The following is a 23,368-nucleotide window of genomic DNA, read 5'->3' as shown; positions in this document are numbered from 1 at the left end:
GATGGTCTGGAAAGAAAGGCAAATCCGGTAAAATAACGCCAAGAAACTTGACGGCGAGTCCCCGATTCGCGCAAAGGAGCGTTTCGTTAACGCGCGCCTTCGGCTGGGGTGACGCACGGGAGTATATGATGGCGGATAAAGCCAATGAAGCGAACTGGCGCGAGATCATGCGCCTCAGCCTGTTGCGTAGCGGGGCCCTGATCGGCGCGGTCGCGATCGGGCTGGCAAGCATATTCCTGTTCCTCGCGCTGGTCAGCTATTCGCCCAGCGATCCGGCCTTCAATACGGCGGCGGCCAGCGTCGACCACAACTGGATGGGCATTTCCGGCTCCTATATCGCCGACCTCTTGCTGTCGCTGATCGGTTTGCCCGTCATCCTGTTCCTGCCGCTGATGCTGATACTCGCCAATCGACTGTGGCGGGACATTCCGCAGCCTGGCTGGAAGCAGCAACTGCTGTGGTGCCTGCTCGCGGCTTTGCTGGTCGGATTCAGCCTTGCCTTGTGGTTTCCCGAGCCCGCGATGGAATTGCCCGCGGGACTGGGCGGACTGGCGGGCATGCTGCTGGCCAACGGGACCAGCGCCGGCCTGAATGCCTTCTCTGCCAGCTGGAGCGGTCTGGTCTCCGGCCTGTTGATCGCGCTTACCCTGTCCGGTGGCCTGGTCCTCGGATATTTGAGCCTGCGGCTCGACAAGCCATTATTCTCGGGAACATCCCTGAAGATGCCTACGGTCAAAAATCCGTTCGTCCAGAAAGACGAGGGGCTGGTAATCGAACCGGATCGTTCGGCCGCGGTCAAGGCCAAGAAAGACCCGGCGCCGCGCAAGGAGGTCAAGCCCGACAACCGGCCACCGCCCGAAATCAGCGACCGTGCCCTGCCCCCGAAAAGGGCCGGTGCCAACAAGGCCAAGCAAGGCGATTTCTTCGGTCCTTATGTGCTGCCGTCGCTCGACCTGCTGTCCCCGGCGCCCGAGCAGAATAACAATGTGATCGACAAGGCCGGTCTCGAGCGTAACGCCCGGCTGCTGGAATCGGTGCTTGACGATTTTCACGTCAAGGGCACGATTAACGCGGTCCGCCCCGGCCCCGTGGTGACCATGTACGAACTGGAACCGGCCCCCGGTATCAAGGCAAGCCGCGTCATCCAGCTGGCCGAAGATATCGCCCGCAACATGTCTGCGCTCTCCGCGCGCGTCGCCGCTATCCCCGGTCGCACGGTCATGGGCATAGAATTGCCCAACGCCAATCGCGAGATGGTGGTGCTGCACGAGATGGTCGGCAGCGACAGCTTCGCCGAACAGACCGGCAAGCTGCCGATCATCTTGGGCAAGAACATCTCCGGCGATCCGGTCATCGCCGATCTCGCGCCGATGCCGCATCTGCTCGTCGCCGGTACCACCGGTTCGGGTAAATCCGTCGGACTCAACTGCATGATCCTGTCGCTGCTCTACCGGCTCACGCCCGACGAGTGCAAGATGATCATGATCGATCCGAAGATGCTCGAACTCAGCACCTATGACGATATCCCGCATCTCTTGTCGCCGGTCGTCACCGAACCGGCCAAGGCGATCCGCGCGCTGAAATGGGCGGTCGAGCAGATGGAAGAACGCTACCGGATGATGTCGTCGATATCGGTTCGCAATCTTGCCAATTACAACGAGAAGGTGAAGGCCGCCAAGGCCAAGGGGCAACCGCTCGGCCGCCGCGTCCAGACCGGCTATGATCCCGAAACATCGCGCCCGATTTACGAGGAAGAACAGCTCGACTTCGAAGTGCTGCCGCAGATCGTGATCATCGTCGACGAGCTTGCCGACCTGATGATGACCGCCGGCAAGGAAGTCGAATTCCTGATCCAGCGTCTGGCGCAAAAGGCGCGGGCGGCGGGCATTCACCTGATCATGGCGACGCAGCGGCCATCGGTTGATGTCATCACCGGCGTGATCAAGGCCAACCTGCCGACCCGGATCAGCTTCCACGTCACCTCGAAAATCGATTCCCGCACCATTCTCGGCGAACAGGGCGCGGAGCAATTGCTCGGCAAGGGCGACATGCTCTATATGCCCGGCGGCAAGCAGCTGACCCGGGTCCACGGACCGTTCGTCTCCGATGACGAAGTCCGGCGGGTGGCCGACCACTGGCGTTCGCAGGGCGCGCCTTCCTATATCCAGGCGGTGACCGAAGAGCCGGAAGACGGCAGCTTTGCCCTCGATGGCGCCGACCTCAGCGACAACAAGGAAGACCGGCAATATACGCAGGCCTGCCAGATCGTCTTCGAGAGCCAGAAAGTATCGACCAGCTGGCTGCAGCGGCAATTGCGGATCGGCTATAATACCGCCGCCCGGATCATCGACCGGATGGAGGAAGATGAATTTATCAGCGCGCCCAACCATATCGGTCGCCGCGAAGTGCTGCGCGATCAACATGGCCAGCCGCTCTAGGGGCGGGGCCCGGTCTGTTTGCTGACGAAATGATTAAGCCATTGTTCAATCGCCACTGGCTAGGCGGATATCTGGATTATCTGGAGTTTTCGTAATGTTGAAATATGGTTTCGCCTTGATCGCTGCGCCGCTGGCCCTGACAGCAAGCCTGCCCGCCACCGCGCAGCAAAGCCCCGCCGACAGTCTGTCAAAAATATCGAACCATCTCCGTTCGATGTCGACGATGACTGCAAATTTCAGCCAGACCGACCGCAGCGGGCAATTGCTGACCGGGACGTTGACGCTGAAACAGCCCGGGAAAATTCGCTTCCAATATCAGAAAGATGCCAATCTGCTGATCGTCGGAGACGGAAAAGCGCTGACGCTGATCGATTATGAAGTGAATCAGGTCCAGCGCTGGCCGATCAGCAACAGCCCGCTCGCGGCGCTGCTCAACCCCGAACGCGACCTGTCGAAATATGGCAAGATCGTCCCGACTCGCAATCCCAACGTGCTGAGCGTCGAGGTCAACGACCCCAAGCGTCCGGAATATGGCGTTATCACTATGGTATTCAGCAAAAAAGCGGGCGCGCCCGGCGGTCTGGCGCTCGATGGCTGGGTATCGCTAGACTCGAAAAACAACCGGACATCGATCCGCCTTTCGAACCAGAAATTCGGCGTACCGGTATCTAATAGCAACTTCAACTGGACCGATCCGCGGAAAAAAAGTCGCGGCAAGCGATGAAGCGAGGCGGGGTGCCGATCAGCAGAAACTGATATTTGTTTCGTTCATATTCGCGACAGAATGACAGGCCTATAACCGGATACAGGATGAGAAGAGACGGTCAGGTCTTCCCCCTGTTACCTGACCAAAAATGTCTCAACCCATCCAACTGCGTGACGAACGCGAGTTAGCCCCCACCTCCTTAATGCCCCCGGAGGTGGGGGTTTTACTTTTCCCGCCCAGTGAAATTACTAGCGAGCCCGATTGCCTTTGGGCTTGGGTTTCTTTGCGAGCGTGGCTATCAGGCTCGGCATGAGCGATACCCTTAAAATTGTAAGCTGGAACATTAACAGCATCCGCGCCCGTCTCGACATCGTCGAACGCTTTCTGACCGAAGAAGCACCCGACATATTGTGCCTGCAGGAAACCAAGGTTCGCAATGACCAATTCCCCGAGGGAATGTTCCGGCGCCTTGGCTATAATCACATGATCCTCCACGGTCAGCCCATGCATCATGGCGTGGCGATCATCAGCCGCGTGCCGCTGCACAAGGACGAACGCTTTGACTGGCAGAATAACGGCGAGGCGCGCCATGTTGGCGCAGTGCTGCAAAACGGCGTGCGCATCGAGAATGTCTATATCCCAGCAGGCGGCGAAGTCGCCGACCGGATCATCAATCCCAAATTTGGCCAGAAGCTCGATTTCTTCGGGCGGATGACCGAATGGTCGGCCAATCTCAAGGAACCGACGATCCTGATGGGCGATTTCAACGTCGCGCCGCTGCCCTCCGACGTGTGGAGCCACAAGGCGCTGCTCAAGGTTGTCAGCCACACCCAGATCGAGATCGACCATCTTTATGCGATGCGCGATGCGCACGGCTGGGTCGACGTCGGTCGCAAGCTGATCCCGGATCCCGAGCGGCTGTTCACCTGGTGGAGCTATCGCGCCAAGGACTGGCGCGCATCCGACAAGGGCCGCCGGCTCGACCATGTCTGGGTCAGTCCGGAACTCGGCGACAAGGCGGTCAGCCATTCGGTTCTCGAAGACGCGCGCAGCTGGGGCAAGCCATCGGATCACGCGCCGCTGATCACGGAATTCGAATTTTGAACACAGTGCCTCTCGACGGGGCCGACAAGGCAGCAGCCCGCCGGGCGGCACGCGCCATCGATGCGCTGCGCCGGGGCTGGCCGATCGGCGTGGAAGCGGGTGGCGAGCGCCTGAACCTGCTGCCGGTCGAGACCGCTGATCTGGAGGCAGCCCTGCCCTCCTCCGGAACGATATCGCTGATCATCTCCGCCAGCCGCGCGGCGACGCTGAAACTGCTCAACCAGTTTGCCGCCGCCGACCCGAACCTGCCGATCCAGATCAGCCTGCCCGCGCCGCTAACGGCGGCCGAGATTATCGCCATCGTCGATCCGGTGCTCGACATGCGCTACCCGATGAAGGGTCCTTTCCGCAGCGAAGCGCTGTCCAACGCGCCGGCCGCCACCGCAGCGATGGACCTCGCCCGCCACGGCGGCCTGCTGCCTGCTTTCGTGCTTGTCGACAGCGCCGAAGATATTACCCGGGCCGAGGATGCTGCTGCTTTTGCTGACGCCGACGCGCTGATCATCAGCGCCCATGCCAGGCTGCCCGTCGCGGCCAATAGCGAAGCACATATCTATGGCTTCCGCAGCGATGCCGATGCCACCGACCATATCGCGCTGGTGGTCGGCAAGCGCGACAGCAGCACGCCGATCGTACGCCTGCACAGCGAATGCCTGACCGGAGATGTGCTCGGCAGCCTGAAATGCGACTGCGGGCCGCAACTCCACGCCGCGCTCGAGCAAATGAGTGAAGCGACCTGGGGGGTTCTTCTCTACCTGCGGCAGGAGGGGCGCGGGATCGGCCTGATCAACAAGCTGCGTGCCTATGCGTTGCAGGATCAGGGCTTTGACACGGTCGATGCCAACCAGCGGCTGGGCTTTGCCATCGATGCGCGGGATTTCTCCATCGCGGCACGGATGCTGGATCTGCTCAACGTGCCGAAGATCAAATTGCTGACCAACAATCCGGAGAAAGTGGAAGGGTTGGAAGCATGTGGCGTGACCGTGGAAGAACGGCTGCCGGTCAAGATCGCCGCCAATCCGCACAATGAATTTTACCTCGATACCAAGCGCGACCGGACCGGGCACAAGCTTTAGCGATCCGCACGATCCGGCCAGAACAGAAGCGGAGACATTTCCATGACCGAGCTCAAGCACAAGCATCTCATGACATTGACCCTGTCGGTCGATTTTGCCGGCATGATGGTGATCGGCCAGACGCCCGCCGGATTGCGCCGCATTGCTCCGGTTACCGGCGGAAGCTTCTCTGGCGAACGGTTGAACGGCAAAGTGCTGCCCGGTGCCGACTGGGTGATCAACCGGCCCGACGGTGTCATGGAAATCGATGTCCGTTTGCCGCTCCAGACCGATGACGGGGCGATGATCTATCTGACCTATCAGGGTCGGTTTCTGGCCGAGCCGGACGTCATGGCGCGCTTTGCCAAGGGCGCAGTCCTGAAGCCGGAAGAATATTCGCTGGCGGTTACCGCAAAGTTTGAGGCCGGCGCAGAGCAATATCTCTGGCTCAACGATGTTGTGGCGGTTGGAACCGGCGAGCAGACGGCGGACGGCCCGGTCTATTCCTTTTTCGAGATCGGTTGAGCGGTTACCAGACGATAGCCGACGTCGAGATTGTCCATTTCCATCAGATGGCCATGGCGCGCCTGCCAGTCACCGGAAGCAATATCCTGTTCCAGCCTCGCCAAAGCGTCGGCGATATTGTCAAAGATTGCGGTCATCGCGATAGCCTAGCGCCGGGCGCCATTCGTCGCCAGCCTGTTCCGATATCGCGGCCAAGGTAGCAGACAGAAAGCGTATCGCATGCGCCGACAGTCCTGCCGCCATGGACAGATATTCTCAGAACCCAGAGTGATCTGGCAAGCAAAGCTGCTTCAATTGATGATCGTTAAAGGATATAGAGTGCGGGAGGGGGGACTGTGATATGTTACGCATGCTGAAAATCCTGCTGATCGTGAGCGTCGCCAGCTGGGGGTTGCTGGGTGTCTTTAACAATATTCTCGACTGGGGCGGCACAACGGGAGCCGTGGGCGCCACAACGTCGATGGCAACCTTTGAAGGCGGCGCAGACAATTGGCGCGCCACGTCCAATCCGGCCCTTATCCTTGCTGGCGCTCTGTTCATTGTGTTTCTCAAATCATCCAGCGCGATTTTGTGTCTGACCGGGGCGTGGCAGATGTGGATCGCGCGCGCAGGTGATGCTGCGGCCTTTGCGAAGGCGAAGACCCTGGCCCTTGCCGGCTGTGCGGTCGCGATATTGATGCTGTTTGCCGGATGGATCGTCATCGCGGACACATGGTTTGAACTGTGGCGGTCCGAGGTCCTGCGTGAAGCGGCGCTCGACTCCGCCTTCCGCTATTGCGGGATGATCGGCCTGATTGCGCTGTTTGTCGGGATGCACGACGAGTAGGATGGCCGCATGCAGCGTCCGGAGTAACGTCCAGCGCATCGGTCCCATTCTATTGAAATGCCCCTACCGTTTCCATCTGCCTGTGGTCATTTCGCCGCGAGGCTCCGGCAGAACAGCTCTGCCCGCAATGTGACATTGGCTTCGGCATTGCGACTGGTCGCGGGAAGAACGGATAACCGGATAGCGAAAAGCCGGCAACATCCGCATTCGGGACATCGCCGGCTTGTCAGCAACCTGAGTAATGCGAGAAACCTAGAACGGAACGTCGTCGTCCAGATCGCTGTCAAAGGCGCCGCCGCCCTGACCGCCGCCCGAGCCGCCGCCGGTCTGGCCCCAGCTGTCATTGCCACCGCCGCCGGAAGGCGCGCCGCCGCCCTGACCGCCGCCCCAGCCGTCATTCGAGCCACCGCCCTGACCGCCGCCGCCCGGCTTGCTGTCGAGCATTTCCATTTTCGCGTCAAAGCCCTGCAGGACGACATCGGTCGAATAGCGGTCATTGCCGGACTGGTCCTGCCATTTGCGGGTTTGCAGCTTGCCTTCGAGATAGACCTTGCTGCCCTTGCGGAGATATCGTTCGGCAACGCCGGCGAGGCCTTCGTTATAGATCGAGATATTGTGCCACTCGGTCTTTTCCTTGCGTTCGCCGGTCTGCTTGTCTTTCCAGCTTTCCGATGTCGCGACGCTGAAATTGCAGACTTTTCCGCCGTTGGCGAAGGTCCGCACTTCCGGATCCTTGCCCAGATTGCCTACGATGATGACTTTGTTGATGCCGCCGGCCATTTCAAATTCCCCAAAAATATTACGTGATTATCGATTCTTGGGAACTCTATAGACCGAGGGCGACAGCACTCCAATATGTAATACCGGCTGCGACATAGGCGAGCGCAAAAAGATAGGCGAGCATGAACATCGGCCACTTCCAGCCGTTGGTTTCGCGCTTGGTCACGGCAATGGTCGAGATGCATTGCGGCGCAAAGACGAACCAGGCGAGAAAAGCGAGAGCCGTCGGCAGCGACCAGCGGCTTTGCAGGCGCTCGGTCAGCGATTTGGCCTCTGCCTCTTCGTCCGGCGCGTCGATCGCGTAAGTGGTGGCCAAAGCCGCAACCGCGACCTCGCGAGCCGCCATTGCCGGGATCAGGGCCAGTGCGATATCGCGATTGAAGCCAATGGGTTCGACCGCCGGGGTGATGACGTTGGCGATCCGTCCGGCGACACTATAGTCCACCTGGCTCATTCCGCTGTCTTCCGGCACTTTCGGAAAAGTGAGCAGCAGCCACAGGACCACGGTGGCGGCAAAGATGATCGTTCCCGCCCGGCGCATGAAAATCCAGGCGCGCTGCCACAGGCCGATCAACACGTCCTTCATTCTGGGCAGCTGATATTTCGGCATTTCCATCAGAAAGCCGCTATTCGGACCCTTGGTCACGGTCGAGCGCAGTACCAGCGCAACGATCATCGCGCCGACAATGCCGAACACATAGAGTCCGAACAATACCAGACCCTGCAACCCGATGCCCGGCCCGACGACGGTTGGCGGAATGAACGCGCCGATGATGATCGCATAGACCGGAAGCCGCGCCGAACAGGTCATCAGAGGCGCCACCAATATCGTGGTCAGCCGGTCTCCGGGATCGGAGATACTGCGCGTCGCCATGATGCCTGGAATGGCGCAGGCGAAAGAGGAAAGCAGCGGAATGAAGCTGCGGCCGGACAGGCCGACGCTGGCCATCATGCGGTCCATGATGAAGGCAGCGCGGGTCATGTAACCGCTGGCTTCGAGCAGCAGGATGAACAGAAACAGGATCAAAATCTGCGGGAGGAACACGACAACCGACCCGACGCCGGCGATCGCCCCTTCGATAATGAAATCGCGCAGAAAGCCCGGTGCCATGTTGGATTCGACGGTGCCCGCAACCCATTCGCTGGCGCTCTCGATCAGGCCGATCGGCGCCTCCGACCAGGCAAAAACCGCCTGAAACATGACGAACAAAATCGCGAACAGGATCAACGGGCCGGCAAAGGGATGCAGGAACAGGCTGTCCGCCCGCTCCGACCAGCGCCGGCCAGCGGTTTCGGAGATGATCACCTGATTGGCGATCAGCTTGGCCTGTTTGCGCAAGCCGTGATCGCGTGTCTTGCTGACCACCGGCTGGGGTGCGCTGTCTTTTTGCAGGAGGCGGTTTTCCAGCGCCGCCGACAATTCTTCGAGCCCGCGCCGGCGCACCGCTACGGTCGGGACAACCGGGACACCCAGGGCTTCGGAAAGTTTTGCAGGGTCAAGGGTCAGACCGTCGCGTTCCGCGAGATCCATCATGTTGAGCGCCACGACCACCGGCTGGCCCAGCGCGATGACTTCGAGCGCGAAGCGCAAATGATTGTCGAGATTGGCCGCATCGAGCACGATGATGATCGCGTCGGGTTTGCGCTCCCCCTGTTGCAGCCCGGTGATGACGTTGCGGGTTACTTCCTCGTCGGGACTGGTCGGATCGAGACTGTAGCTGCCCGGCAAGTCGACCAGCTCGGCCGGCCGGCCGTCGGCAAAGGCGAAATGACCGGATTTGCGTTCAACCGTAACGCCGGGATAATTGGCGATCTTCTGCCGCGCTCCGGTGAGGGCGTTGAACAGGGCGCTTTTGCCCGAATTGGGGTTGCCCGCGAGGGCAATGAGAGGAGCAGATTGGGTCATGGATCAGGCGGGGATCGTTACCGGTATCAATGCAACCGATATCGCCTGCGCATGCGACTTGCGCACCGCGATCATCATCCGTCCGACTTTCAGCGCAATCGGGTCGTTCAAGCCAAACATTCCCTTGTGGAGTTTTTCGACCGCGATGCCTTCATCGATGCCCAGCGCCCGCAGACGACGGCCTTCGCTTTCGGAGATGGCAGCCCAGTCGATCGCCACGATTTCAGCATTTTGCTTCAGTGACAGCTGGTCCAGGGTTGTGGCTATTGACATATATCGCAACTCGATTTTACTAATTGCGACTGATTATCATTATTGATTTATCTTGGCGAGTCTTTTTCTGGGTTTTGCGCTCTGCAGGAGCCGCTGCAAATTCCGGCCAGCCGGCTTTTGTCACGCGCCGCGATAGCGCAGCCGCCCGACAAAGCGCGCCATGCTGAAACCGTCACCACCCCGGCCGGTGACCCTGGCCTTGACCTTTTCGAACTGCATGACATTTTCGATCCTGCGATCCAGAAACGCGCGGGTCTCGGAATAGCCCTCGCTTTCATCATCCAGAAACACGCTGATCGTGCTGCCATAGACGCCGGACAACAGGGTGCGCTTGGTATAATGGTTATAGTCGGTCGCGGTGTCGCCGGCGAGCCGCCACATCTTGTCGGCCGCGCGCCAGCCCATTTTTGCGGCCTTGCGCAGATGGGGCGGAGCCGCCAGGATCGCCAGAGCCCGCCGCAACCCTTCGCGATCGGATTCAAGCGCCTCCAGCCGCGCCTCGACCAGCGCCTTGATCCGCTCCCGTATTTTCATTCCTGCGAGTTCTTCGGCGCTATATTTCGCTGCCATTTTCGCATCAATCGCCTGAAACCAGGCATCGATCATGTCGACCGGACCATCGTTAAACGCGAGTCTTGCGAGATCAGGATCAACCCCGGCCTGTTCCGCTGCCGCCAGCACTGCCGTCTCGTTCCAGCCGTCAAATGCTGCCTGCGCGGCCAGCCCGCCAGCGAGGAAGGACCGGACCTCGTCCAGGGTCGGATCTTCGGGAAGCGATACGGGCATGACAGTTCCTTTGAAATCAGAGCTTTCAATATAGACAGAAATTGCTTGGTTTCAAACCATTGCATTTGAACCACGTGCATCTTAACTGTCTGATTAACAATTCATGCCTCTTGCTTCAGGGAATTCCATCTTGACCACATTATTCGATCCCATCACCGTCGGCGCCATTATATCCTCCAACCGGATGTTCATGGCCCCCCTGACCCGCTGCCGCGCGACCATGGAACATGTTCCGACACCGATCATGGGCGAATATTATGCCCAGCGCGCCGGCGCCGGCGTGATCATCTCCGAAGCCACCGGAATCAGCCAGCAAGGCCTCGGCACGCCATTCGCGCCCGGCATCTGGACCGACGAGCAGACCGAAGCGTGGAAGCCGGTCATCGAGCGGGTCCACAAGGCCGGTGGCAAGATCATCTGCCAGTTGTGGCACATGGGCCGGATCGTCCACCCCGATTTCCTCGGCGGCGAGAAGCCGGTCTCGGCTTCCGCCACGACCGCGCCGGGCAGCGTCCGCACCTATCAGGGCAAACGGGATTATGAAGAAGCCCGCCCGCTCGAAGTATCGGAAATCCCGGGCCTGCTCGACGATTATCAAAAGGCGGCAGAAAATGCCAAGAAGGCCGGATTTGACGGTGTGCAGCTGCACGCCGCCAACGGATATCTGATTGACCAGTTCATCCGGTCCGGCACCAATTTGCGGACCGACGAATATGGCGGACCGATCGAGAACCGTATCCGGCTGCTCGGCGAAGTCACCCAGCGGCTGGTCGACGTCTGGGGCAGCGACCGGGTTGCCGTGCGCCTGTCCCCCAATGGCGATTCCCAGGGCGCCGATGACGCGACTCCGGTGGAAACCTTTACCGCAGCGGCAAAATTGCTCGACCAGATCGGCATCGCCTTTCTCGAACTGCGCGAGCCGCCTGCCCACGGCACCTATGGCAATACCGATATTCCGCCGGTCAGCCCCGATATCCGGCCGGTTTTCAAAGGCCCGCTGGTGCTCAACAGCGACTATTTCTATGACAATGCAACAGCGGCTCTGGCCGACGGCAAGGCCGATGCGATCAGCTTTGGCCGGACGTTCATGACCAACCCCGATCTGCCCGAACGCTTCCGCGCAGGCGCCGATCTCAACCCGATCGACTTCACCCCGACCTGGTACAGCCAGGGGCCAGAAGGATATATCGATTATCCGGCAATGGAAGAAAAAGAGACGGCTTCGGCCTGATCGGCCAAGCCCGGATCAGAAGCTGCTTTGCAGTCGGCGGAACATGTCCTGGACCGCCGACTCAGCTTCCATTTCACGCTGCAGCCGCGACGACAGACGTTGCAGGCGCTGGAACAATTCCTCGCTGGCCATGATGATCTGGCGGGCTTCCTGCGGAAAGCGGTCGGCCATCGGCTGGTCGGTCGCCGGCGCATAGCCGAGCGCGCGATCATGGTTCCACATTTCGCCTTCGGTCAATTCGCCGCTGTGCAAGGCTTTCTGGTTTAGCAGCCAGGCGATGCAATGCATCAGTCTCGTGGTCACTTTCAGCGACTCACAGGAAAAGGACACGGCCAGATTGACGTCATCATCACATTCTTCGTTGAAGCGGCCCGATTCAAAATAGGAACGCGCTTCGTCCGCGAGCACCATCGCTTCGGTATAAAGTGCGTCCAGCAATTTCTGCGTTAGGAGTGATTGACGATCTGCCATATTTGCCCAGTAGCAGAAAATTCGCGATGTTGGACAGGTTAAATCGGGCTCGAGACCGACGCGAATAGGCCTGTTCCAAACTGATACGCAGACGTCACGGGGATTAACTGGTGGACAGCGATGGTTAACGATTCACCATCCCGCGCAATTGCGCGGGATCAGGCTATGATGTCGGGAATGAGCTGATTCTCGAGCAGAATGATCCGGTCGCGCAATTGCAATTTTCTTTTCTTCAGACGGGCTACCCGGAGCTGATCCGGATTGCCGGCATCGACCAGCGCGGCAATGGCTTCATCGAGATCGCGATGTTCAACTTTCAGCAGTTCAAGCCGCAATTGCAACTCTTCATCGCTCATACCCATTATGGTTCAATCTCACCCCTTGCGCCACTGCAACAATTTTGCAATCTTGCTTCTATTGACGGTTCATGTCGAAACCAAGACAATAAAACCGTCAACCATGACCGCCAGCAGATTTTGGCGGCTGCAGCATGAAAGGAAGCGTTCGTCCTCTTTCAATTTCAAAATCAACAGTTTTGAGGAGATCTTAATGGATAAGAATCACATGTCAGCATTGCGCACCAAGCACGAAGCACTGGACCGCAAGATCAATGAAGAAGAAACACGACCGCTTCCCGACACGATTCGAATCCACAGTCTCAAAAAAGAGAAGCTTCGGCTGAAAGAAGAATTGCTGGATTCAGCCTGATTCCCTGACATCGTTCGAACCTGGTGGCCAGACCGGATTCATTCTCACCAACAGGCCGCTTTTCGATATCGCGCTTCGCGGGCCTTTCTGCTAGGCGAACGTCATGCCCGCAACCGATCCCGCCAGTACCAAGACCGCTCGCAATATCCTGACAGGGTTGCGGGCGATCATGGCATCACGCGGAAATGCCCAGAAAAAATTGAACAAGGTGGTCGATACGATCGCAGAGGCGGTGAGCAGCGAAGTCTGTTCCATCTATTTGCGGCGGGACGGCGTATTGGAGCTGTTCGCCACCCGCGGCCTGAACGCCGAAGCGGTTCACGTGACCAAATTGGCGATGGGCGAAGGCCTCACCGGCTATATTGCCAAGAATGTCGAGACGCTGAATCTCGACGAGGCGGCAAGCCACCCGGATTTCCAGTACCGGCCGGAAACCGGCGAGGAAAAATTTCACAGCTTTGCCGGCGTGCCGATCATCCGCAACCAGCAGGCGATCGGCGTCCTGTGCGCCCAGCATGTCGAACCGCGCCGCTATTCCGAAGTCGAGATCGAAGCGTTTCAGACCGCGGCGATGGTATTGTCGGAACTGATCAGCAGCGCAGATTTCGTCGATGACAATATCGCGGGAGAAGCCGCGACACTCGACAATGGTGCCAATCGCCTCAGCGGCCTGCAACTGGTCAAGGGCAAGGCCAGCGGCCACGCTGTCTTTCATCAGCCGCGCGTAAAAATCGAGCATACGGTGGCGGAAGATACCGAGGCGGAACGGCATCGCGTCTATTCCGCATTCGACAAGATGCGCGCCCAGATCGACCAGATGACCAGTCAAGCGGAATTCGGGGTCGGCGGCGAGCATGAGGAAGTGCTCGAGACCTACAAGATGTTCGCCTATGACGAAGGCTGGAGCCGGCGGATCAACGAAGCGATCGACAGCGGCCTGACCGCCGAAGCCGCAATCGAAAGGGTGCAGCAGCATACACGGATGCGGATGCGGCAGATCGACGATCCGCTGCTCGCCGAGCGGATGCACGATCTCGAAGATCTCGCCAACCGGCTGTTGCGCACCGTATCCGGCCAGATGGGCACCGCAGCCAAAATGGGTTTGCGCGAGGACACGATCCTGATCGCCCGCAATCTCGGCCCGGCAGAATTGCTCGAATATGACCGACGCAAGTTGAAGGGTGTGGTTCTCGAGGAAGGCTCGCTGACCGCTCATGTCACGATCATTGCCCGCGCGATGGGCATCCCGATCCTCGGACAGGTCAAGAATATCCGGCAAGTGGTCCGGGAGGACGATCATCTGTTGCTCAATGTTGATGACAATGTCGTGTTCGTCCGGCCCGGACCATCGGTTGAGGAGGCGTTCGAGGCGCAGCTGGAGCTCAGCCAGAAAAAGCGCGCGGCCTATTCCGAACTGCGCGACAAGGAAGCGGTGACCAAGGATGGCGTGCGGATCACCGTCAATATCAACGCCGGCCTGCGGGATGATCTGGCGCTGCTCAATCTCACCGGCGCCGACGGCATCGGGCTGTTCCGGACCGAATTCCAGTTTCTCGTCGCGGCGACCATGCCGGGTCGAACCGCCCAGACCCGTTTCTATCGCGATGTGCTGGATGCCGCAGGTGACAAGCCGGTGATATTCCGCACCGTCGATATCGGCGGTGACAAGCCCCTGCCCTATTTTCAGGCCAGTCAGTCCAAGGAAGACAATCCGGCGATGGGCTGGCGCGCCATCCGCATCGGGCTTGAACGCGATGCCCTGATGAAAGTGCAAGCTCGGGCCCTGATCGAGGCAGCCGCGGGACGGAAGCTGAACGTCATGTTCCCGATGGTTGCGGAACCATGGGAATTTGATGAAGCAAAGGCGGTATTCGAAACCCAGCGCGAATATCTGCGCGGCCAGAAGAAGATGCTGCCGTCGCAAATCCGCTATGGCGCGATGCTCGAGGTTCCGGCGCTGGCCGAATGCCTCGATCTGATGGCAGACCGGCTCGACTTCCTGTCGATCGGCACCAATGACCTGACCCAGTTCCTGTTCGCCGCCGACCGGAGCAATCCGAGACTGGCCGAACGGTTTGACTGGATGAGTCCGGCAATCCTCCGATTCATCCACCGCGTGTCCGGCGATGCCGAACGGCTGGGGATATCGCTCGGCGTGTGCGGAGAAATGGGCGGGCGCCCTCTTGATGCTCTGGCGCTATTGGGGCTGGGCGTTCGCAACCTGTCGATCACGCCGGCTTCGGTTGGCCCGATCAAGGCGATGGTGCGTTCCCTGGATCTCGGCCAAGCGAGGCAGGAGATACAAACCATATTGAAGGAAGCCCCGGCGGAACCGAGAATATGTCTGGAACAATGGGCAAACAAGCATCAGGTCGACCTGGGCTGATCGCCGATCAGACGTTTGGACGCCAAAGCTGCGACCAAATCGTAGAAAATCGTAAAATGCGATACACCGACCATGATAGCCATTGACTTTTGCCGTCCAAACTGGCTTTTTTCTAGGAATATCCGGGGGCGTGCGAAAAGGGTCGCAAGATGATCCGGCCAAGGGAGTAATGAGTGGCCGAAGAAACCAAAGACGACGAGAATGTCGAACCGCATCTGCAAAGCACCGGCGCATTATTGCGTCAGGCGCGCGAGCAGAAAGATATGTCGCTGGAAGAGATTGCCAAGAAAACCAGAATTCCCCAGCGCCATCTCGCGGCGCTCGAAAGCGGCGACTTTGGTGCTCTTCCCGGACGAACCTACACGATCGGTTTTGCCAAATCTTTCGCCAGATCGGTCGGGCTGAGCGACGCGTCGATCGGCACCCAGTTGCGCGAGGAAATGGAAGAACAGGGTCACGGGGCCTATCAACCCGAAATGAGCGGCTATGCTCCGGCCAATCCCTCCAGCATTCCCCCGCGCTATCTGGCGTGGACCGCTGCCGGGATCGGAATATTCGTACTCGTCGGCTATCTGGTCTGGCGCACATTGATTCTCAATCCGGGCGAGATAACCGAAGTTGCAGATAGCGGCACGGCAGCCGAAGCCGGACCGGCAAACAGCGATCCACAGACCATCGAGAGCAGCGGCACCACGCCGTCCAGCGACGGAACCGTGGTCCTGACCGCAACCGAGACGGTGTGGATGAAGATTTATGACGCCGAGGGCAAACGCCTGTTCGAAAACCAGATGACGGCCGGTGAAACTTTCACGGTTCCCGCCGATGCCAATGAACCCCAGATTTTGACCGGACGCCCCGATGCACTGACCGTCACCATCGACGGCCAGGTAGTCCCGCAGCTCGGCACCGCCGAGCGGACCATCAAGGATGTCGGGGTCAGCGCAGCAGCATTGCTTGCACGGGGAGAAGCCAGCAATCCGGCGGACGACGTTCCAGCGGAATAGGATTTTCATCGGGGCTCACATGGACCGGAAACAGGGCGTCGGGCGATCAGGTTCAGGCAACTGCGCGAGATAATATTCTTTACTTTTTAGCACGGTATATGGTTAATATACGGTATATTCAGCGGAGGCTTCGATGAAGACATTCGGTATTACATTATTGCTCGCCAGCCTGGCGATCAGCACGCCGGCGTCGGCTCAGAGCGCGAATACGGACAAGCGCGTGGACCGGCTCGAACAGGAGATGCGCGCGGTTCAGCGCAAGGTTTTCCAGGGTGGCTCAACCCGCTATTTCGAACCCGAAATCACCGGCGACAGCGACCCGGCATCGCCCATTACGACCAACACGACGTCGGCCGTCACCGATCTGATCGCGCGGGTCGACGCGCTGGAAGCCAGTCTTGCCAATCTTACCGGCCAGGTCGAGCAAAACGGATTTCGGCTGAAGAAAATCGAGGACAAGCTGGCCGCTGCCGACATGCAGTCCGAGCAGAGCACAACCGCTTCCACGGCTACAGCCGCCGGTTCGGCCCCCAAGGCGGCGCCAGAAGCTGCGCCAGATCCCGAGCGGGTCGTCGGCGTTGCGGCGATCGTCATGCCGGAGACCGGCGATGCTGCCGAAGATTCCTATATTTACGGCTACCGCCTGTGGGAGGCCAAATTCTACCCCGAAGCCCAGGCCCAGCTGAAGAAAGCCGCAGAGGATCACTCCACCCATCGGCGGGCCAGTTTCGCCCAGAACCTGCTCGGTCGCGCCTATCTCGACGACGGCAAGCCAGCCCTGGCATCGGTCGCTTTGTACGAAAATTATCAGAAGAGGCCTCGCGGCGAACGCGCGCCGGACAGCCTCTATTTTCTGAGCACCGCTCTGGTACAGCTGAAGAAGAAAGACGACGCCTGCCGGGTATTGGCAGAATTGCAGGATGTCTATCCCGAGGTTGCCAGTGGTCGCCTTGCTGACCGGATAACATCGGGCAAGGCCGCCGCCAACTGCAAGTAGCTCATGGACAAGGATATCGCCTCGCTGAACAGGGATTTCGCGGAGGCTTTGTTCCGGCTGGTTCCCGCGTTCACGACCAATGACGAAAAATTGGGGCTGGCCGTCTCGGGCGGTCCCGACAGTCTCGCCTTGCTGTTGCTGTCCGCCGAGGCCTTTCCCGGTCGCATTGCCGCAGCGACCGTCGATCACGGCTTGCGCCCCGCGTCCACCGCAGAGGCCGAATTTGTCGCTTCGCTTTGTCGCGAGCGCGGCATTCCCCATGCCATCCTCCGGCCGGTTGTTCCGATCCGCGGCAGCATCCAGAGCGCCGCACGACGCGCGCGCTACGGGCTCCTGCACGACTGGATGAAGACCCAGGATATCCACTGGCTGGCAACCGCTCATCACGCCGATGACCAGCTGGAGACCATGATCATGCGGATATTGCGCGGCAGCGGTATCGACGGGATGTCGGGCATCCGGGAGAAAAGGGGCCATATCATCCGGCCCCTGCTCCATTTTCAGAAATCGGCACTGGAAGCCTATGTCGCCGCTCAGGGCATCGACGCGGTCGACGATCCTTCCAATCGCGATCAGGGTTTTGACCGGGTGCGGGTGCGCAACGCGCTAAAGGACCTGGAAGGCTTTGACACAAGTCTCGCCAGCCAGAGCGCGAGCGCATTGGGCGCCGCGCGCGAGGCGATCGAATGGCAGGTCGAACAGCTTGCCCGCGACCATGTCGAACCGACGGATAGCGGGTGCTTGCTGGGCAAGACCGCATTTCCGCACGAGATTCAACGGCGTCTGCTGCTCCATTGCCTGCATAGCTGCGAACCCGCACTGTCCCCTCGCGGTCAGCAGATTGACCAGACGATCGCCGCGCTAGAACGCGGCGAAACCATCACCCTGGGCAATGTCCTGTGCCGGGGCGGAGAGCGCTGGACTTTCCAGACCGCGCCCAGGCGGCGGACCAGCTAAATCGGATGGGGCCCCATTGTCCTGCGACGGGTCAATCACTCTGATCGGGAAAAACATTGCCGTTCATATTGTCATCCGCAGTAAAAGGACTATCTTTAGGGGAATGACAAGGCTGCGGCTTGGTACCCATCATCCGCTGCCATAACGATTACAGGACATGATGCGCAATGAATGACGAACAGGATCCGAAAGAAAACCCGTGGATGAAGAGCATGTTCATCTGGGCTGGCGTCATCGTAGCGCTGCTGCTCACCGTATCGATGTTCGGTGCCGGCGCCTCCAGCGACGCGGGATCGGCGATCAGCTATTCCTCGTTCCGCAACAAGGTTGAAGAAGGTAGCGTCAAAAGCGTTGCCATCGCCCCGGACAAGATCACCGGCGAACTCACCAATGGCGACACATTCTCTACCACCCCGGTTGGCAGCGATCCGTCGCTGGTCACCCTTCTGGATGAAAAGGGCGTCGAATATAGCGGCAAGGCACAGGAACAGGCCAGCATCTGGCAGATCATTCTCGTCCAGTCCCTGCCCTTCCTGCTGATCATCGGCATCGCCTTTTTCGTGCTGCGCCAGATGCAGAAAGGCAGCGGCTCGGGCGCCATGGGCTTTGGCAAGTCAAAGGCCAAGCTTCTCACGGAAAAGCAAGGCAAGGTCACTTTTCAGGATGTTGCCGGCATTGATGAAGCGCGCGAAGAGCTGGAAGAGATTGTCGAATTTCTGAAAAATCCCGGTCGCTTTGCCAAGCTTGGCGGCCAGATACCGAAAGGCGCGCTGCTGGTCGGTTCGCCCGGTACCGGTAAAACCCTGCTGGCCCGCGCTATCGCTGGCGAAGCAGGCGTTCCGTTCTTCTCGATCTCGGGTTCCGATTTTGTCGAAATGTTTGTCGGCGTCGGCGCCAGCCGTGTCCGCGACATGTTCGAACAGGCCAAGAAGAACGCGCCTTGCATCGTCTTCATCGACGAAATCGACGCGGTTGGTCGCCATCGTGGCGCCGGTCTCGGCAATGGCAATGACGAACGCGAACAGACGCTGAACCAGCTGCTGGTCGAAATGGACGGTTTCGAGGCCAATGAAGGTATCATCATCATCGCCGCGACCAACCGTCCCGACGTGCTCGACCCTGCCCTGCTCCGTCCGGGCCGCTTTGACCGTCAGGTGGTCGTGCCGCGTCCCGATATTGAAGGCCGCGAGAAGATTTTGGCTGTCCACATGAAGAAAGTGCCGCTGGCACCCGATGTCGACGCGCGCACCATTGCACGCGGAACACCCGGCTTCTCCGGCGCCGATCTGGCCAATCTGGTCAACGAGGCCGCCCTGATGGCTGCCCGCCGTGGCAAGCGGATGGTCGCGATGAGCGAGTTCGAGGATGCCAAGGACAAGGTCATGATGGGCACCGAGCGCAAGTCGATGGTGATGACCGAAGACGAGAAGAAGATGACCGCCTATCACGAAGCGGGTCATGCTCTGGTCTCCGTGCACGAGCCGGCTTCCGATCCGATCCACAAGGCGACGATCATCCCGCGCGGTCGTGCGCTGGGCATGGTGATGCGCCTGCCGGAACGCGACAATTACAGCTACCACCGCGACAAGATGCACGCCAATCTGGCGGTATCGATGGGCGGACGCGTCGCCGAGGAAATCATCTTCGGCTATGACAAGGTGTCATCCGGCGCTTCCGGCGACATCCAGTACGCGACCAAGCTGGCCCGCGACATGGTTACCCAGTGGGGCATGTCGGACCTGATGGGACCATTGCAATATGAAGAGGAACAGGGCGAAACCTTCCTCGGCTATTCGCAATCCCAGCGCGTCCACATGTCGGACGAGACCGCGAAGAAGATCGATCTCGAGATCCGCAAGCTGATCGACGACAGCTACGACCGTGCCAAGCATGTGCTGACCACGAACGAGAAGCAGTTGCACGCGCTGGCCAATGCCTTGCTCGAATATGAGACGCTGTCTGGGGACGATATCGACGAACTGGTCAAGACCGGCAAACTGGCCCGTCCGAACGGGGAAGTTGTCAAACCTGCCGCCGTGCCGACGGTCGGCGGAAGCATCCCCAAAGCCGGACGAAAGAAAAAGGGCCCGTTTGGCGACCCCAAACCACAAGGCGCCTAGGGTAACGGGACCAGGTCCCGCTTCCTGCAGCAGAACAAGAAAAGGCCGCTCGGAATATTCCGGCGGCCTTTTCTTTTGTCTGGAATATTCTTTTGTCTGGAATAGTCTCGCGCGGTAACGCGGATCGCTTAGCGGCGACCATAGTCTCCGGCAACACCGGCACTGCGTGGCGGTGCGGCGGCGGTCAGACGAAGCGCTTCAGCCGACTGGCTGATCGAACCGATTTCATCCGGCGTGTCATCATCGTCGATGAGAACCTTCTGCAGCGACTGGATCAGGCTTTCTTCCAGATCCTTCGGCTTGATGGTTTCTTCGGCGATTTCGCGCAGCGCCACAACCGGGTTTTTATCGCGATCGCGGTCGACAGTCAGCTCTTCGCCGCCTGAAATCTCACGTGCGCGCTGGGCAGCAAACAACACCAGATCAAACCGGTTTGTTACTTTATCGACGCAATCTTCAACGGTAACGCGAGCCATAAGCCGCTCCTGATTCTGCAAAATTGTGGAAAAGAGGCCTGCATCTAGGGAAATGGGCGGGATTTGTCAACAAAACTGGTGCGGCTCAGAGATTGGCGGGCAAACTAATTGCAATCTAATGGTTTGTCGCTGCACCGGCGATAATCTATGCCTCGAGGTCATGGAAATTCCCACTGGAAATAACCCGATATCCTATGCCGATCCACCCCAATGGTGTGAAGTCGGAGGCAACCGGCTGCGGCTCGTCCGCGTCCCGTCGGTCCGTCTCGCCGCACTGATCGACCTGCTCGAAAGCGCGCAGAACAGCCTCAAACTGTTCTTCTACATGTTTGAAGACGACCGCACCGGCAGGCAGATACTCGACATATTGGTTGCGGCCTGTGACCGGGGCGTGAAGGTCGAGATGATGATCGACAGTTTCGGCTCCAACGGCGCTCCGCGCAAGTTTTTTGCGCCGCTGATCGAGGCCGGCGGCAAGTTCAAGGTCTTCAGTCCGAATTTCTCGTCGAGCTATTTTGTCCGCAATCATCAGAAAATGATCATTGCCGACGACGGTTGCGCCCTGATCGGCGGATTCAACATCGCCGACGAATATTTCAGCGTCCATCGGCAGAATGAGACCGGCGATTCGACCGACGACAGCTGGGAGGATCTCGGTCTGGAGATCGCGGGACCCGAGGTTCGGAACCTGGCCAATTATTATCGTCTTTTGTCCGACTGGGTCTATCGGGACAATGGCAATATCCGGTCTCTGCAAAAAATGGTCCGCGACTGGGAAGCCGGCGACGGCCAGTTCCGCTGGCTGCTGGGCGGACCGAGCAATCGCCTGAGCCGCTGGGCACGAGCGATCAAGAACGATCTGGAAAATGCCCGCAGGCTCGATCTGGTCTCTGCCTATTTTTCACCGGGACAGGGCCTGTTGCGCCGCATCGCGAAAATATCGAAACGGGGAGGAAAAATCCGGATCATATTGCCGGGCGAAACCGACAATGCCGCGACGATCGGGGCCAGCAGGCTGCTATATGGCTATCTGTTGAAGCGCCATGCCCGCATTTTCGAATATCAGCCGCGACGACTTCACACGAAACTGGTGATCGTCGATGATGCGGTTTACGTCGGATCGGCGAATTTCGACCTCCGCAGCCTGTTCATCAATGTCGAGATCATGTTGCGGATCGAAGATGCCGGCTTTGCCCGTCACGCGAGCGGCGTCATCGACGCGTTGCACGAGGATTCGCAAGCGATCACCCCGGACCTGCACAAATCGCGCCGGTCCTTTCTCAATCGCTTGCGCTGGATAATATCCTATTTTTTCGTCAACACGCTGGATTACAGCGTCACCCGGCGACTCAATTTCGGTATCAAGAAATAGCGCTTCCTGTTTCAGGGCCGAGTGCAATCCGGGCGCGGTTCAGCATTTTGTCGCAGGTGGAGAATCATTCACCGCAATCCGCCGTTATGCCCCTGTTAAGACCGGTTCACCTAGTTATTAGGGCCTATGAAAATCCAACAGCAGGGAATTGACCGCATATGATCCAGTTTCGGTATATATTCGCAATGCTGCTGACCATAAGCCTGTCCGCCTGTGCGTCGGGGTCAAACCGGCCGGTGGTCCAGCAGAAGGGCACGCCGCCAATATATCAAAATCCTGCCCCTGCCGACACTCCAATCACCCGGAGCACGCGGGAGCGCCCCAATCCGGCGCTGGTCCGCGAAATCGCCGACCTGTGGCGCAGCTTTCCCGGCAAGACCGGCATCGCGGTCAAGCGGATCGATGGCGAATGGGAATTCGGGCATCGCATGGACGAATATTTCCCGCAACAGAGCGTCTCCAAGCTCTGGGTCGCGATGACCTTGCTCGACAAGATCGACAAGGGCCAGGCCTCGCTGTCGGACCCGATCCGCATCGGCAAAGAGGATCTGACTGTATTCTACCAGCCGATGGCGGCTGAGGTCGAGCGCGAAGGCGCCGTGGTGAAGACCGTCTATACGCTGCTCGACAAGGCGCTCGCAAGCAGCGACAATACCGCGAACGACGCTCTGCTCAACCACGCAGGCGGTCCCGACGCCGTCCGCAAATTCTTTGCCAAACATGATCTTGGAAAAATACGCTTCGGTCCGGGTGAACGGCTGCTGCAGAGCGGCATCGCCGGCGTGGAGTGGAAACAGAACCTCTCCTATCGGCGGACATTCTACACGGCCCGCGCCAATGTACCGGTCGAGCGGCGACGCCAGGCGCTCGAAGCCTATCTCGCCGACCCGGTTGACGGTGCCAGCCCGCAAGCGATTGCGCGCGCGCTGGACAAGCTCGCGCGTGGCGAACTGCTGTCGGAAAATTCGACGCGGTTGCTGCAATCGATATTGAGCCGCACGCGGAGCGGACCGAACCGCCTGAAGGCCGGGGTCCCCTCGGACTGGGAGTTTCTGCACAAGACCGGGACCGGACAGGTGCTGGGTGCGGTCTCAACCGGTTATAATGATATCGGTATCATGACCGCGCCGGATGGCACGCGCTATGCCGTGGTTGTGATGCTGGGCGACACGACCGCCTCAATCCCCGAACGTATGCGTCTGATGCAGTCGGTGACCAGAGCCGTCGCCCGCTACCATCCCGGCTAG

At 59.4% G+C, this 23,368-nt stretch carries 24 protein-coding genes; 15 read left to right on the top strand and 9 right to left on the bottom strand.

The features are described from left to right. Nucleotides 1-128: 128 nt before the first annotated feature. The 5 genes from HUO14_RS01110 to HUO14_RS01090 all read left to right on the top strand — a co-directional run bounded on the left by HUO14_RS01110 (nucleotide 129) and on the right by HUO14_RS01090 (nucleotide 5,828). Entirely contained in the window at nucleotides 129-2,438 is a 2,310-nt protein-coding gene (locus HUO14_RS01110; protein WP_176278047.1) for a DNA translocase FtsK, read from the top strand. 94 nt (nucleotides 2,439-2,532) lie between these two features. Beyond that, nucleotides 2,533-3,162, top strand: coding sequence for a LolA family protein (locus HUO14_RS01105; RefSeq protein WP_176278046.1), 630 nt, complete (start codon nucleotides 2,533-2,535; stop codon nucleotides 3,160-3,162). A 291-nt stretch (nucleotides 3,163-3,453) separates the two neighbouring features. Next, nucleotides 3,454-4,248 (top strand): exodeoxyribonuclease III, encoded by a 795-nt coding sequence (gene xth / locus HUO14_RS01100; RefSeq protein ID WP_176278045.1) that lies wholly within the window; start codon nucleotides 3,454-3,456, stop codon nucleotides 4,246-4,248. Beyond that, the gene (ribA, locus tag HUO14_RS01095) at nucleotides 4,245-5,324 is read left to right on the top strand and encodes a GTP cyclohydrolase II (RefSeq protein ID WP_217907876.1); all 1,080 of its coding nucleotides are present in this window, start codon (nucleotides 4,245-4,247) and stop codon (nucleotides 5,322-5,324) included. The genes xth and ribA overlap by 4 nt, the downstream gene beginning before the upstream one ends. Nucleotides 5,325-5,366: 42 nt before the next feature. Next, nucleotides 5,367-5,828: a DUF3237 domain-containing protein gene (locus tag HUO14_RS01090; protein WP_176278044.1), complete on the top strand. Its 462-nt coding sequence runs from the start codon at nucleotides 5,367-5,369 to the stop codon at nucleotides 5,826-5,828. On the opposite strand, the gene HUO14_RS01085 is transcribed toward HUO14_RS01090, so the two are convergent. Then, complete coding sequence (locus HUO14_RS01085; protein WP_176278043.1) at nucleotides 5,804-5,965, bottom strand: hypothetical protein; 162 nt, start codon at nucleotides 5,963-5,965, stop codon at nucleotides 5,804-5,806. The two genes, HUO14_RS01090 and HUO14_RS01085, sit on opposite strands and share 25 nt — an antisense overlap. Continuing rightward, complete coding sequence (locus tag HUO14_RS16350) at nucleotides 5,949-6,071, bottom strand: hypothetical protein (protein WP_281365369.1); 123 nt, start codon at nucleotides 6,069-6,071, stop codon at nucleotides 5,949-5,951. Before HUO14_RS16350 ends, HUO14_RS01085 begins: the two co-directional genes overlap by 17 nt. Before the next feature lie 97 nt (nucleotides 6,072-6,168). Here HUO14_RS16350 and HUO14_RS01080 point away from each other — a divergent pair, with 97 nt between their 5' ends. Then, nucleotides 6,169-6,654, top strand: a complete 486-nt coding sequence (locus HUO14_RS01080) for a DUF2165 family protein (protein ID WP_176278042.1) — start codon at nucleotides 6,169-6,171, stop codon at nucleotides 6,652-6,654. A gap of 252 nt (nucleotides 6,655-6,906) precedes the next feature. Here the strand turns inward: HUO14_RS01080 and ssb are convergent, their stop codons facing one another. The 4 genes from ssb to HUO14_RS01060 all read right to left on the bottom strand — a co-directional run bounded on the left by ssb (nucleotide 6,907) and on the right by HUO14_RS01060 (nucleotide 10,399). Continuing rightward, a complete protein-coding gene (gene ssb / locus HUO14_RS01075; RefSeq protein ID WP_176278041.1) occupies nucleotides 6,907-7,434 on the bottom strand; it encodes a single-stranded DNA-binding protein in 528 nt (175 codons plus the stop codon). Nucleotides 7,435-7,480: 46 nt separating this feature from the next. Beyond that, a complete protein-coding gene (feoB, locus tag HUO14_RS01070) occupies nucleotides 7,481-9,340 on the bottom strand; it encodes a ferrous iron transporter B (protein WP_176278040.1) in 1,860 nt (619 codons plus the stop codon). A 3-nt stretch (nucleotides 9,341-9,343) separates the two neighbouring features. Beyond that, complete coding sequence (locus HUO14_RS01065; protein ID WP_176278039.1) at nucleotides 9,344-9,613, bottom strand: FeoA family protein; 270 nt, start codon at nucleotides 9,611-9,613, stop codon at nucleotides 9,344-9,346. A 120-nt stretch (nucleotides 9,614-9,733) separates the two neighbouring features. Further along, nucleotides 9,734-10,399, bottom strand: a complete 666-nt coding sequence (locus HUO14_RS01060; RefSeq protein WP_176278038.1) for a COQ9 family protein — start codon at nucleotides 10,397-10,399, stop codon at nucleotides 9,734-9,736. Between the two features lie 130 nt (nucleotides 10,400-10,529). Between HUO14_RS01060 and HUO14_RS01055 the strand changes: the two genes are divergently transcribed. Continuing rightward, nucleotides 10,530-11,630 (top strand): alkene reductase, encoded by a 1,101-nt coding sequence (locus HUO14_RS01055; RefSeq protein ID WP_176278037.1) that lies wholly within the window; start codon nucleotides 10,530-10,532, stop codon nucleotides 11,628-11,630. A 15-nt stretch (nucleotides 11,631-11,645) separates the two neighbouring features. On the opposite strand, the gene HUO14_RS01050 is transcribed toward HUO14_RS01055, so the two are convergent. Both HUO14_RS01050 and HUO14_RS01045 read right to left on the bottom strand, forming a co-directional pair. After that, complete coding sequence (locus HUO14_RS01050; protein ID WP_176278036.1) at nucleotides 11,646-12,101, bottom strand: DUF1465 family protein; 456 nt, start codon at nucleotides 12,099-12,101, stop codon at nucleotides 11,646-11,648. A 158-nt stretch (nucleotides 12,102-12,259) separates the two neighbouring features. Next, nucleotides 12,260-12,457 carry a YdcH family protein gene (locus tag HUO14_RS01045; RefSeq protein ID WP_176278711.1) on the bottom strand — a complete coding sequence of 66 codons (198 nt, stop codon included), beginning with the start codon at nucleotides 12,455-12,457 and terminating at the stop codon, nucleotides 12,260-12,262. A 103-nt stretch (nucleotides 12,458-12,560) separates the two neighbouring features. Here HUO14_RS01045 and HUO14_RS16455 point away from each other — a divergent pair, with 103 nt between their 5' ends. The 6 genes from HUO14_RS16455 to ftsH all read left to right on the top strand — a co-directional run bounded on the left by HUO14_RS16455 (nucleotide 12,561) and on the right by ftsH (nucleotide 20,273). After that, a complete protein-coding gene (locus HUO14_RS16455) occupies nucleotides 12,561-12,809 on the top strand; it encodes a YdcH family protein (protein ID WP_335645984.1) in 249 nt (82 codons plus the stop codon). Between the two features lie 103 nt (nucleotides 12,810-12,912). Continuing rightward, nucleotides 12,913-15,195, top strand: coding sequence for a phosphoenolpyruvate--protein phosphotransferase (gene ptsP, locus HUO14_RS01035; RefSeq protein WP_176278035.1), 2,283 nt, complete (start codon nucleotides 12,913-12,915; stop codon nucleotides 15,193-15,195). Nucleotides 15,196-15,368: 173 nt separating this feature from the next. Continuing rightward, on the top strand, nucleotides 15,369-16,199 hold the full coding sequence (locus tag HUO14_RS01030; protein ID WP_176278034.1) for a RodZ domain-containing protein: 831 nt from the start codon (nucleotides 15,369-15,371) through the stop codon (nucleotides 16,197-16,199). A gap of 133 nt (nucleotides 16,200-16,332) precedes the next feature. After that, nucleotides 16,333-17,196, top strand: a complete 864-nt coding sequence (locus tag HUO14_RS01025) for a tetratricopeptide repeat protein (RefSeq protein ID WP_176278033.1) — start codon at nucleotides 16,333-16,335, stop codon at nucleotides 17,194-17,196. Nucleotides 17,197-17,199: 3 nt separating this feature from the next. Continuing rightward, complete coding sequence (gene tilS, locus HUO14_RS01020; RefSeq protein ID WP_176278032.1) at nucleotides 17,200-18,153, top strand: tRNA lysidine(34) synthetase TilS; 954 nt, start codon at nucleotides 17,200-17,202, stop codon at nucleotides 18,151-18,153. Between the two features lie 167 nt (nucleotides 18,154-18,320). After that, a complete protein-coding gene (gene ftsH / locus HUO14_RS01015; protein WP_176278031.1) occupies nucleotides 18,321-20,273 on the top strand; it encodes an ATP-dependent zinc metalloprotease FtsH in 1,953 nt (650 codons plus the stop codon). 128 nt (nucleotides 20,274-20,401) lie between these two features. Here the strand turns inward: ftsH and rpoZ are convergent, their stop codons facing one another. Then, complete coding sequence (rpoZ, locus tag HUO14_RS01010) at nucleotides 20,402-20,749, bottom strand: DNA-directed RNA polymerase subunit omega (RefSeq protein WP_176278030.1); 348 nt, start codon at nucleotides 20,747-20,749, stop codon at nucleotides 20,402-20,404. A 160-nt stretch (nucleotides 20,750-20,909) separates the two neighbouring features. Between rpoZ and HUO14_RS01005 the strand changes: the two genes are divergently transcribed. Then, a complete protein-coding gene (locus HUO14_RS01005; protein ID WP_176278029.1) occupies nucleotides 20,910-22,121 on the top strand; it encodes a phospholipase D-like domain-containing protein in 1,212 nt (403 codons plus the stop codon). A gap of 158 nt (nucleotides 22,122-22,279) precedes the next feature. Further along, the gene (locus HUO14_RS01000) at nucleotides 22,280-23,368 is read left to right on the top strand and encodes a serine hydrolase (RefSeq protein WP_176278028.1); all 1,089 of its coding nucleotides are present in this window, start codon (nucleotides 22,280-22,282) and stop codon (nucleotides 23,366-23,368) included.

It is taken from the genome of Parasphingorhabdus flavimaris, assembly GCF_013371215.1.
Lineage (GTDB): Bacteria > Pseudomonadota > Alphaproteobacteria > Sphingomonadales > Sphingomonadaceae > Parasphingorhabdus > Parasphingorhabdus flavimaris.
The sequence above is the reverse complement of the archived record's forward strand: the minus strand, read 5'-3'. Positions and strand labels throughout refer to the sequence as shown.